This is a genomic window from Kitasatospora sp. NPDC091276 (assembly GCF_040684355.1).
GTDB lineage: Bacteria > Actinomycetota > Actinomycetes > Streptomycetales > Streptomycetaceae > Kitasatospora.
Map to the genome: position 1 here is coordinate 68,904 of NZ_JBFBFU010000014.1, position 10,033 is coordinate 78,936.

12 protein-coding genes are annotated in these 10,033 nt (G+C 74.6%); 5 read left to right on the plus strand and 7 right to left on the minus strand.

The window, feature by feature from the left end; translation table 11 throughout:
* Positions 1 to 48 precede the first annotated feature (48 nt).
* The 3 genes from AB0O19_RS19280 to AB0O19_RS19290 form a co-directional block, all read right to left on the minus strand.
* On the minus strand, positions 49 to 576 hold the full coding sequence (locus AB0O19_RS19280; RefSeq protein ID WP_363620897.1) for a hypothetical protein: 528 nt from the start codon (positions 574 to 576) through the stop codon (positions 49 to 51).
* A gap of 351 nt (positions 577 to 927) precedes the next feature.
* On the minus strand, positions 928 to 1,275 hold the full coding sequence (locus AB0O19_RS19285; RefSeq protein WP_363620899.1) for a hypothetical protein: 348 nt from the start codon (positions 1,273 to 1,275) through the stop codon (positions 928 to 930).
* Between the two features lie 119 nt (positions 1,276 to 1,394).
* Positions 1,395 to 2,318 carry an AEC family transporter gene (locus AB0O19_RS19290; RefSeq protein WP_363620901.1) on the minus strand — a complete coding sequence of 308 codons (924 nt, stop codon included), beginning with the start codon at positions 2,316 to 2,318 and terminating at the stop codon, positions 1,395 to 1,397.
* Positions 2,319 to 2,426: 108 nt separating this feature from the next.
* Here AB0O19_RS19290 and AB0O19_RS19295 point away from each other — a divergent pair, with 108 nt between their 5' ends.
* The gene (locus AB0O19_RS19295; protein WP_363620903.1) at positions 2,427 to 2,906 is read left to right on the plus strand and encodes an HD domain-containing protein; all 480 of its coding nucleotides are present in this window, start codon (positions 2,427 to 2,429) and stop codon (positions 2,904 to 2,906) included.
* 281 nt (positions 2,907 to 3,187) lie between these two features.
* Here the strand turns inward: AB0O19_RS19295 and AB0O19_RS19300 are convergent, their stop codons facing one another.
* Both AB0O19_RS19300 and AB0O19_RS19305 read right to left on the minus strand, forming a co-directional pair.
* Positions 3,188 to 3,562 (minus strand): transglycosylase SLT domain-containing protein, encoded by a 375-nt coding sequence (locus tag AB0O19_RS19300; protein ID WP_350879079.1) that lies wholly within the window; start codon positions 3,560 to 3,562, stop codon positions 3,188 to 3,190.
* Between the two features lie 542 nt (positions 3,563 to 4,104).
* Entirely contained in the window at positions 4,105 to 5,703 is a 1,599-nt protein-coding gene (locus AB0O19_RS19305) for a carboxyl transferase domain-containing protein (RefSeq protein ID WP_363620905.1), read from the minus strand.
* Between the two features lie 351 nt (positions 5,704 to 6,054).
* On the opposite strand from AB0O19_RS19305, the gene AB0O19_RS19310 reads away from it, so the two are divergent.
* Entirely contained in the window at positions 6,055 to 6,387 is a 333-nt protein-coding gene (locus tag AB0O19_RS19310) for a ribonuclease (protein WP_363585315.1), read from the plus strand.
* Between the two features lie 129 nt (positions 6,388 to 6,516).
* Here the strand turns inward: AB0O19_RS19310 and AB0O19_RS19315 are convergent, their stop codons facing one another.
* Positions 6,517 to 7,335, minus strand: a complete 819-nt coding sequence (locus AB0O19_RS19315; RefSeq protein ID WP_363620907.1) for an MOSC N-terminal beta barrel domain-containing protein — start codon at positions 7,333 to 7,335, stop codon at positions 6,517 to 6,519.
* 135 nt (positions 7,336 to 7,470) lie between these two features.
* Here AB0O19_RS19315 and AB0O19_RS19320 point away from each other — a divergent pair, with 135 nt between their 5' ends.
* From AB0O19_RS19320 to AB0O19_RS19330, 3 genes are all read left to right on the plus strand, one after another.
* Positions 7,471 to 8,142, plus strand: coding sequence for a helix-turn-helix domain-containing protein (locus AB0O19_RS19320; RefSeq protein ID WP_363585239.1), 672 nt, complete (start codon positions 7,471 to 7,473; stop codon positions 8,140 to 8,142).
* Between the two features lie 106 nt (positions 8,143 to 8,248).
* Positions 8,249 to 8,431 carry a hypothetical protein gene (locus tag AB0O19_RS19325; RefSeq protein ID WP_363620909.1) on the plus strand — a complete coding sequence of 61 codons (183 nt, stop codon included), beginning with the start codon at positions 8,249 to 8,251 and terminating at the stop codon, positions 8,429 to 8,431.
* 145 nt (positions 8,432 to 8,576) lie between these two features.
* A complete protein-coding gene (locus AB0O19_RS19330) occupies positions 8,577 to 9,134 on the plus strand; it encodes a universal stress protein (RefSeq protein WP_363620911.1) in 558 nt (185 codons plus the stop codon).
* Positions 9,135 to 9,161: 27 nt separating this feature from the next.
* Here AB0O19_RS19330 and AB0O19_RS19335 read toward each other — a convergent pair whose 3' ends face one another.
* Positions 9,162 to 9,884 carry an alpha/beta hydrolase gene (locus AB0O19_RS19335; RefSeq protein ID WP_363620913.1) on the minus strand — a complete coding sequence of 241 codons (723 nt, stop codon included), beginning with the start codon at positions 9,882 to 9,884 and terminating at the stop codon, positions 9,162 to 9,164.
* Between the last annotated feature and the right edge of the window lie 149 nt (positions 9,885 to 10,033).

The following is a 10,033-nucleotide window of genomic DNA, read 5'->3' on the forward strand; positions in this document are numbered from 1 at the left end:
CGCCGACCGTCCCGCGCTCGCACGGGACGGCCCGGGACCACGCGGACGTCAGGACCAGGGGTTGGCCGGCTGGTCGTTGATCGCCGTCCAGAACCGGGTGCCCGCCGGGAGGGTGCCGGCCGCCCAGAGCGACCAGCCCTGCCCGTCGTGGAACTCGGCCATTCGCCAGCCGGCGCCGAAGGAGTCCTCGCAGAGCCCGTCGGCGTCGTCCCGGCCGCTCAGGTCGGACCCGGCCGTCGGGGCCGTCGTGGCGACCTCCCCGCCCGCCCAGCTGTGGAAGCCGGCGGTGGGGATCCCGGTGGGGGCCGGGCGGCCGTCCTGGTGGAGGCAGAGCACCGGCAGTTCGGTGTCGGCGGCGGTGTCCCCGAGGTAGGGGTTGCTGGCGCCGTCGGTGCCGACGTGCACCACACCGGCGCGCTGTTCCAGGGCGGTCCAGGTCAGCCCCGGGTGTTCGCCCGCCGGGGCGGCGACGGCCGGCCCGTCACGGTCCACGGCGGGCGCGCTGCCCGGGGTGACGGCCAGCGCGGTGAGCGCGAGCACCGCCGCGGGGGCGAGGCGTCGGACGAACGCGGGCATGGCTGCTCCGTGAGGTGTGAGTGGGCCGACGTGGCGGCGTCGGTCTGCCAGCGCCAAGTCGAGCGCGGTACAAGGGATTTGGCGACGCTGGCGACTTCGGGCCAATCCGCCGCCGGCGGCGGGAGGCCCGGTAGGACGGCGACCGCCGCTCCGGACGGGGTGCAGGGTGCGGCGGGCGGCCTCGGCGACCCGGGGGCGTGGTGGGTGCGGCTGTGTTCGGCGAAGGGCCGGGGCTGATCCGGCTGGTGGACGCCGCCCGGGCCGGTCGGGTGGTGACCCCGGCCGGCCCGGGGAGGCATGGGGATCGAACTCGGCGGGCACCACCGGTCTGGGGGAGTGACCGGCAGGGCGTCAGAACCAGGTCTCGCCGTAGTGCGGCCCGGGGTGGTCCTCGCGCAGCAGGCAGATGTTGGGGTCGCGCGGCGGCTCCGGCCCCTCGTACGGGCCGACGACCGGGCAGCGCGGCCCGACCTCGACCAGGTACTCGGGCCAGGACGCCCAGTGCAGGTCGAAGCCGACGCCCTGGACCAGCGCGGAATGGGTGCCGCCGTGCCCGCCGGCGAGGTCGCAGCGCAGGCGCGGATCGATCAGGAAGGCACCGCGCGGAACGGTGTTGTAGTGGTCCACGTCCGTCTGCGGCAGCGTGACGACGGACGGACAGTGGTGGAACTCTGCGGAACGAAGGTCCGGTTGGCTCATGGGCGCCAGCATTCCACCGGGAGTCCGACGAGGGCCCCGGTTCCCCGCTTTTGTACGGCTCGTGGGGGACAACTGTCGTGCCGTGTACGGGTGGTCGTCACCTCTCCGGAAGGCTCCGGCTACGCGGCGAGGGACCAGCTGATCACCGACAGGGTCGCCATCGACGCCAGGGTCGACCAGAGCACCGAGTCCCGGGCGAGCCCGGTGCCCTGGCCGTACTCGCGGGCGTAGACGTAGACGTTCTGCGCGGTGGGCAGGGCGGAGAAGAGCACCACGGTGAGGAGCTGGTGCGCGGGGAGGTGGAGCAGCGGGCCGGCCACCGCGAAGGCGACCAGCGGCTGTATCAGGGTCTTGACCGCGACGGTCAGCCCGACCTCGGCGTGGCGCGAACGGCCGGTGGCCGGCGGGCGGTTGTGCAGCGACATGCCGAGGGCGACCAGGGCGGTCGGCACGGCGGCGCCGCCGAGCAGTTCGCAGGAGCGGTTCAGCTCGGCGGGCAGGTGAAACCCGCAGGCGGAGGCGGCGGCGCCGAGCGCGGTGGCCAACAGGATGGGGTTGCGCAGTGGCAGGGTGAGCAGGGCCCGGCGGCCGGCCGCGCCGCCGTCGAGGACGGCCAGCACCGCGGGCGTGACCACCAGGATCTGGAACAGCACCACCGGTGCGACGAAGGAGGCGTCACCGAGGAGCTGCATCGCCACCGGGATGCCGAGGTTGGCCGAGTTGACGTACCCGCAGGCCATCGCGCCGATCGCCAACTCGCCGGTCTTGCGCCGGAACAGCAGGCGCCCGGCGAGCAGCCCGAGGCCGATCGAGACGACGGTGCCGGCGGTGAAGGCGAGCATCGAGGGGTTGGCGAAGTGGTCCAGCGGGGTGCGGACGATCATCAGGAACAGTGAGGCCGGCATCGCCACGTGGAAGACGAACCGGTTGAGCACCGGCTCCGCGTGCGGCCCGAGCAGCCCGGTCCGGCCGACCAGGTAGCCGACCCCGGTCAGCGTCCAGATCGGGGCGAATCCGGACAGCAGGGGGTGCAGGGATGGCATGGTTCCTCGGATCGCTCGGACGGTCTGCCGGGTGGGCCGGGGGTCTCCCGCCCCGGGGCAGTAAACCAGTGAGCGTGAACGGGGAGACCACGGGCCTACGATGAGCCGATGGAGCCCGAGAACGCGCCGATGGAACCCGAGTACCTGAGCCTGGCCGAGGTGGAGGCGATCGCCCGCCGCGCGCACGAGGGGCAGGTCGACAAGAACGGCCACCCGTACGGCGAGCACATCGCGGCGGTCGCACACGGGACGGCCGCGCGCGGTGGCAGTGACGCCCAGATCGCGGCGGGCTGGCTGCACGACACCGTCGAGGACGACCGGTTGAGCCGGGAGTGGCTGGCGGGGGCCGCGTTGTCCGAGGCCACCAAGACGATCGTGGACGCGCTCACCCGCCGCCCCGACGAGCCGGTCGAGGCGTACACCGCGCGGGTCCTGGCCACGCCGGGCGCGTTGCTGGTCAAGCGTGCCGACCTCGCCCACAACTCGGACCCGGCCCGGCTGGCCGCGCTGGACGCCGCGACCGCCGAGCGCTTGGCCGCCAAGTACGCGCGGATGCGGGAACTGCTCGGGCTCACCGGCGAGCTCTGAGCGACGGGGCGCGGCCCGGGCGTCCGGACGAGGTGAGGGCGAGGCGGGAGCAGACCAGGCGAGGCGGGGGCGGGCCGGACGAGGCGGGGGCGGGTCGGGCGAACGGCGGGAGGCGCCGCGAGACCCGCGAGCGGTGTGCGGGAACCACGAGAGGGCCCGGGCCACGCGGATCGCGCGGGCCCGGGCCCTCTGGGGTCACCCCGGTGATCCCTGTCCGACCCCCGGGGTGAGGGGGGAGTGGTCAGGATGCGGGTGGAGTCCGGTGAGCCGAGGTGGTCGGCTTAGTACCAGTGGTTGGCCTGCCAGAAGGTCCAGGCGGCGTTCGGGCTGCCGTAGCGGGAGTTCATGTAGTCCAGCGCCCACTTGATCTGGGTGGTCGCGTTGGTCTTCCAGTCGGAGCCGTGCGTCGCCATCTTGGAGCCCGGCAGCGCCTGGGCCAGGCCGTACGCGCCCGAGCTGGCGTTGGTCGCGGTCACGTTCCAGCTGGACTCGTGGGCGATGATCTGGCTGAAGGAGGCCAGCTGGTTCGCCGGGACGATCTGGGCGGCCACGGCCTGCGGGGACAGGGTGGCGGCGTTCGCGGTGGCGGGCAGCACACCCGCGCCCAGGGCGGTCAGACCGGCGGCGCCGGCGAGAATCGCGGCGGAAGTGCGCATACGGAGCTTGAAAGTGGGCATGAAGAACAAGACCTCAATCGGGTTGGGCCGGGTCACGCCCCGCCTTGGACCATGGCCGGACAGGGGCCGAAATGGTCGTGGGGCGTGACCTGGCAGTAAGTCGCTACCGGCGGGACAGGTGCCGGTGCGGCTGACGACTGAGCCATTGTTGGCATGCCGGATCGGGCGTCGCCAAGACCCCCTTGTTACGACCCCCGGTCGTACGGGGGGCGGCCGCCGTGGATTCGAAGGGTCGGTTGCGCGGAGCGCGCCGACCGGTGGTGACCTGTGCGAACGCCCCGTCGGCGGGGCGGGGCGCGGGTGCCCGGGACTTGTCACTATCGCCCGTCGTGGACCGCATTCCGGTGTGAGCGCACTCACCGTTTGGGCCGCTGAGGCCGTCACCCGCCGGTCTGCCGCCGGCACGTTGGGTACAGACGATCTCGCCGCCGTTGAGACCGGCGCCACACCCGTGGGGGCCCGGGGGAGACCGTCGGGCCCCGGCGGAGACCGGCGGAGATCGGCGGGCCCCACCGGGGGGTTCAGCGGAGGTCGCCGAGCCGGCGGTGACGCAGGGCCCGCGCCGTGAGGCGGTCCGGTTCCGGCAGCGCCGCCAGCCCGCCGAGCGCGGCACCGACCGCCCGTCCCAGCCGCGCGCAGAACGCCTCCGGCTCGTCCGCCGCGTCCGGCCGCTCCTCGACCACCTCGTCCACCAGCCCGACCTCCGCCAGGTGGCCCGCGCCGATGCCCTGGGAGCGGGCCAGCTCGGCGGCGTGCCCGCCGTCCCGGTGGACGATCGCGGACGCGCCCTCCGGTGGCAGTGGCGCCAGCCAGGCGTGCCCGGCGGCGAGCACCCGGTCGGCCGGGAGCAGCGCCAGCGCGCCGCCGCCCGAGCCCTGGCCGAGCAGCACCGCCAGGACGGGCGTGCGCAGCGCCAGCAGGGTGGTCAGGCAGTGCGCGATCTCGACCGCGATCCCGTCCAGCTCGGCCTGCGCGGACAGTTCGGCCCCGGCCGTGTCGACGACCGTGACCAGCGGCAGCCCCAGCTGCTCCGCCACCCGCGCGGTGCGCCGGACGGCCCGCAGGTCGGCGGCGGTGAACGGGCGCTCGTGCTCCGGGGTCTGCCGCTGCTGGCCGACCACCAGGACCGGCCGACCCCCGAGGACGGCGAGGGCGCGGACCAGCGCGCCGTCCCGCCTGCCGGGGGCGTCCAGCAGCACCAGTTCCTCGGCGGTGTGGCGCAGCAGCTCGCGGGTGCCCGGGCGGTCGGGGCGACGGGTGCGACGGACGGAGTCCCAGGCGTCGGGGTGTTCGGCGGCCCCGTCGGGGGTGGGGCCGGGGCCGGGACCGGGGGCGCCGGTGCCGCTGGTGCCGCTGGTGTCCGCGCTGCCCGGGGCGGGCGCGGTGGTGGCGAGGACGGCGAGCGTGCGGCGGACCAGTTCGCGCAGGTCCTGCGGCGGCACGACGGCGTCCACCAGGCCGCGTCCGGCTAGCGTCTCCGCCCGCTGCACGTCCGGGGGCAGTTCCACGCCGCGCAGTTCCTCGTACACGCGCGGGCCGAGGAAGCCGAGCCGGGCGCCCGGCTCGGCGAACACCAGCTGGCCGAGCGTGCCCCAGGAGGCGAAGACCCCGCCCATGGTCGGGTTCCGTAGATAGGTGAGATAGGGGAGACCGGCCGCGCGGTGCGCCTGGACGGCGGCGGTGATCCGCAGCATGCACAGGAAGGCCGCCGACCCCTCCTGCATGCGCGTCCCGCCGGAGACGGGCAGGGCGAGCAGTGGCAGCCGCTCGGCGGTGGCGCGCTCGACGGCGCGGGTGATCCGCTCGGCGGTGGCCACGCCGATCGAGCCGCCGAGGAAGCCGAACTCGGAGGCGACCAGCGCCACCGGCCGCCCGCCGACCAGGCCGGCACCGGTGAGGACGGCCTCGTCGAGACCGGTGCGTGCGCGGGCCCGGTCGAGCGAGGCGCGGTAGCCCGGGTCGGCCTGGTCGGTGGGCGGGTCGGCCGGCGGCTCGTCCCAGCCCTGGAAGGCGCCAGGGTCGACCAGCAGTCCGATCAGCTGCCGCGCGGTCAGCGGCGCGCCCGTGGCCGTGGCCGGGTGCGGTCCCGTGCCCGCGCTCGTGTTCGTCCCCGTGTTCATGCCCACCCCGTCAGCGGTCGTTCCGGTCCGACATGATCCGTCACTCTATGCGGCGCGACTGGAGCGGGGAGCGAACGTGAGGAAGCTGTGAGGAGGCCGACTGCGGTCGGGTCACTAGTTCGACGGCGGTCGACCCATGGGGTGTGCGGGCGGTTCGTGGACGGCGCCGGCCGGGCTCGGGTCGGAGCTGGGATACGGCTCAAGTCGCTGGTCAGACAGGTGAGTTACCCGTCGGTTAATAGTTTGTCGCAGGGCTTCCGGAGTTGTCGGTGGCTGGTCACACTGGTGGACATGACCCGCACTCTACGCGCGTGGAAGACCCGCGCTGCCGCCGTCACCGCCGTCGCCCTGATGACCCTCGCGCCCGTCGCCGTCGCCACCGAGGCGCACGCCGACGTGAGCGGCACGGTGTGTCTGTCCGCCCTCCCGCCCGAGGCGACCGACACCCTCAACCTGATCGCCACCGACGGGCCGTTCCCGTACTCCCAGGACGGCGTCGTGTTCCAGAACAGGGAGCACGTCCTGCCCAGCCAGTCCAACGGCTACTACCACGAGTACACCGTCATCACGCCCGGTGCCCCGACCCGCGGCACCCGCCGGATCATCACCGGCCAGGCGACCCAGGAGGACTACTACACCGGTGACCACTACGTCACGTTCTCGCTGATCGACCAGGGCTGCTGACACGCGCCCCACGCCCCTCCCGGCCCCGGCGCACGTCTCCGCCGGGGCCGCCGGAACGACGGGCCCGCCGGATCGCCGGATCGCCGAGGGGCGGCCCCCGCCCGCCCCGGCGGCCCGCCGCGACCGGCCTCAGAGCTCGGACGGCCCCCAGGCGTCCACCACCAGCTCGTCCCCGACCCGCAGCGTGCCGGGCCGCAGCACCGCGAACTTGCTGCCGAACGCGACCCCGCCGACCGCCGCCCGGCGGTAGCCGGCCAGCGTCCGCAGCGGCTCCGGACCGGCCTTCGCGCCCGTCGACTGGTCGACCAGCGTCACCGAGCAGCGGATCGCGAGCTTGGCATAGGCCAACTCGGCGCCGCCCACGGTGATCCGGCGGGCCAGGTCCTCGGTGTGCGGTTCGTCCCAGCCGTCCACCACCAGGTTCGGGCGGAACCGGTCTGCCGGCACGGGGAGTCCGCCGCTCAGCGCGTTGAAGCGCTCCAGCGACGCGCGGGACAGCAGGTGCACCGCGCAGCTGTCGGCGTAGCCGGACGTGCCCGGTACCAGCCCGTCGGTCACCCGGTCGTGCTCCGGCGGCACCCGGACCAGCCGGCTGCGGACACCCAGCACCCCGGACAGCCAGCCGGCCACCTCCTCGCCCTGGTCGATCCCGAAGAACGGGGCGCCGAACAGCCGCACCGCCCGGCGCGGACCCTCGGTGTCCACGGCGACGGCCACCGGCTCCACACCCGGGGCGTCGAGGGTCAGCCGGCGGCCGTCCTCCCCGACCGTCGGGCGGACCGTGGCCAGCAGGCGGTCCCGGCGCTGGGAGCGGAACACCCCGTCCTCGTCCACCACCATGAACGCCCGGTCGTGGGCCAGCCCCGCCGGAGTCAGCTCCGCCCGCGCCACCTCGACCCCGGCGCACCCCTTCAGCGGGTAGTACCGCAACTCCACCACTTCGGCCATGGCCGCCCCCTCGACTCACCGCGGCCCCTCGCGGGCCCCTCGCGGGCCGCTCCGGACCCCTCGCGGAATCAACGCCTCCGTAGGGTAGTTGACCGTCGCCCGACCGCCCGCCCCCGGGATTGCTAGGGTCGGGACATGGCACCGAGCAGCGCGAACCCCCCGGGAAGGCTCCGGCGCGACGCCCAGCGCAACCGCGACCTGCTGCTCGCCGCCGCCCGCGGCATGTTCTCCCGGCACGGCCTCGACGTCCCGCTGGACCAGATCGCCAAGGAGGCCGGCGTCGGCAACGCCACCCTCTACCGCCACTTCCCGACCCGCGAGGCGCTGATCGGCGAGGTGTTCGCCGACGCCGCCGTCGGCCTGGCCGGGGCCGGCGAGGAAGCCCTCGCCGCCGAGGACGCCTGGACCGCGCTCGAACACTACTTCGAGCGCATCTTCGAACTCGTCGCCGCCGACCGGGGCATCAACGACCTCGTCACCCAGGCCATCCCCACCATCCCCGGCATGATCGAGATCAGCCGCCGGAACGCCGCCACCGTCGGCGCCCTCATCGCCCGCGCCCAGGACCAGGGCACCATGCGGCGCGACGTGGTCACCATGGACCTGCTCTTCCTGCTCGGCCCGCTCTGCCGCGCCCTGCCCGCCACCACCGACCTGCGCCCCGACCTCTGGCGCCGCTACCTCGCCCTGCTCCTCGACGGCTTCCGCACCCAGGCCACCCACCCGCTGCCGGTCCCCCCGATCGGCGAGGAACACCTGGACCGGATGTTCGCCGACCTCTGGGAAGCCGAACCACCGGAGGGGTAGGCGAGCCGTTTCACGCCGGGAAACGGTCGGTCTTCACCAGAGTGCCGTGACGAGGATGGACGAGGATGTCCGGACTGCCCGTTGCGCTGCCGAGAGGTCACTGACGATGGCTACGTACGTGCTGATTCCCGGGGCCGCGTCCGGCCCGTGGTACCGGCACCTGCTGGAGGCCGAACTGCGCCGGCGGGGCCACGACGTGGTGGCGGTGATACCCGGCGACCACTGCCCCACGCTCGGCCACCCCGCAGAACTGGCCGACCACCTGGAGGCGTACCGGACCGCGTCGTAGCGACCCCGGGGCATCAGGGACACGTACGGAACACCCGCGCGCGCGTCAGAGGCGTGTCAACGGGCGCCGGAGGTGCGGTGCCGGCCCGCTTTGCTGGAGGACGACAGCACGGCACGGCGGTACGGACCGAGAGGCGGGGCGAACCATGGCGGACAGCGAGATATCCGGCGCGGACGGGGCAGCGGAGCGGGCCGACCGCGCGGGCCGGATCGTCGTCGGCGTCAGCGGCTCGCTCGGCAGCCTCGCCGCCCTCCACCACGCCGTCGCCGAAGCCCACCGCACCGACGCCGAGGTCCTCGCCCTCCTCTGCTGGACCTCGCCTGGCGAAGAGATCGGCTACCGCCGCACACCCTGCCCGGCCGCCATCACCGCCGGCCGCGACGCGGCCGTCGCCCGGCTCCGGCAAGCCCTCGACGAGGCCTTCGCCGGCCGCTACGCCGGAGTCCGGCTGCGCTGCCAGGTCGTCCGCGGCGACACCGGACACACCCTGGTCCGCTTCGCCGACCACCCCGACGACCTGCTCGTCCTCGGCGCGGGCAGCAGCCGAGGCTGCCTCTCCCGGGCGCTGCGCCCCTCCGTCACCGCCTACTGCGTCCGGCACGCGAGCTGCCCCGTCCTGGCCGTCCCCCGGCCGCCGCTGCAGCGCGACCTGGAGGCCATGGAACGCGGCCACGGCCTGCGCTCCCTCGTCGCGGGGCGGTAGGCCTCGCCCTGCCCGCTGTGCCGCTACCTACGACAGCCCGGCGGCCTCGGCGAGGACGGCGGCGGTCCGGCGGCCGGCGCGCAGCACCGCTTCGGCGGTGGTGGGGAGGCAGCGGTCCGCCTCGGCGTCGTACACGGTCATGATGACGCCCGCGTGGTCGGTGGCGGGTTCGAGAACCCGTACCGCCGACATCTGCCTTGTCAGAGCAGCGCTCAGTCGCCGGGTGTGCTCGATGTCCAGCACCCCGTCGTCCGTGCCGTGGACCAGCCAGAGCGGGACGGGGGAGGGCTGCTCGGCCAGCAGGTCGAGGGGGGCGTCCCCGGTGGTGATCGCCGGGCGGGCGTAGCTGGAGGAGATGCCGACGGCGGCGATGGGACGCCGCTCGGCGGGGGTGTCGGGGTGGGTGGCCACGGCTATGGCCTCCCGGCCGCCCAGCGACCAGCCGGCCAGGACCAGGCGGTCCGGGTCCCCGCCGTACGCGGCGGCGGTGCGGCGGGCGTGGGCGAGCGAGGCGAGCAGTTCGGCGCGGCCGCCGTCCGGCCGGTCGGAGCGCCAGTCCGGGACGAGCACCAGCAGGCCGAGCCCGGCGGCCTCCCGGGCGAGCGGCCGCAGCACGTCGCGCTCGTCGGGGCCCCGGCCGTGCCACAGCAGTACGACGGGCGCGGGCCCGGCGGTGCCGGCGGGCGCGCGGTGCACGTCCATGAGCCGTCCGTCGGCGTACGGGGTGGCCTCGGGTTGAGCGCTCGTCATGCGGGGTTCGCCTCCGGTTCGGTGACTGATCACGGAGCTGGTACTGTACTTCTCGTCGCGAGGGAGATGATTCCTCGTCAGGCGTCAGTGGTGCTACCAGAGCACGTCCTACTTTCAGTAGGAAGAGTCCGTGCGATCCGGGCCTGGCG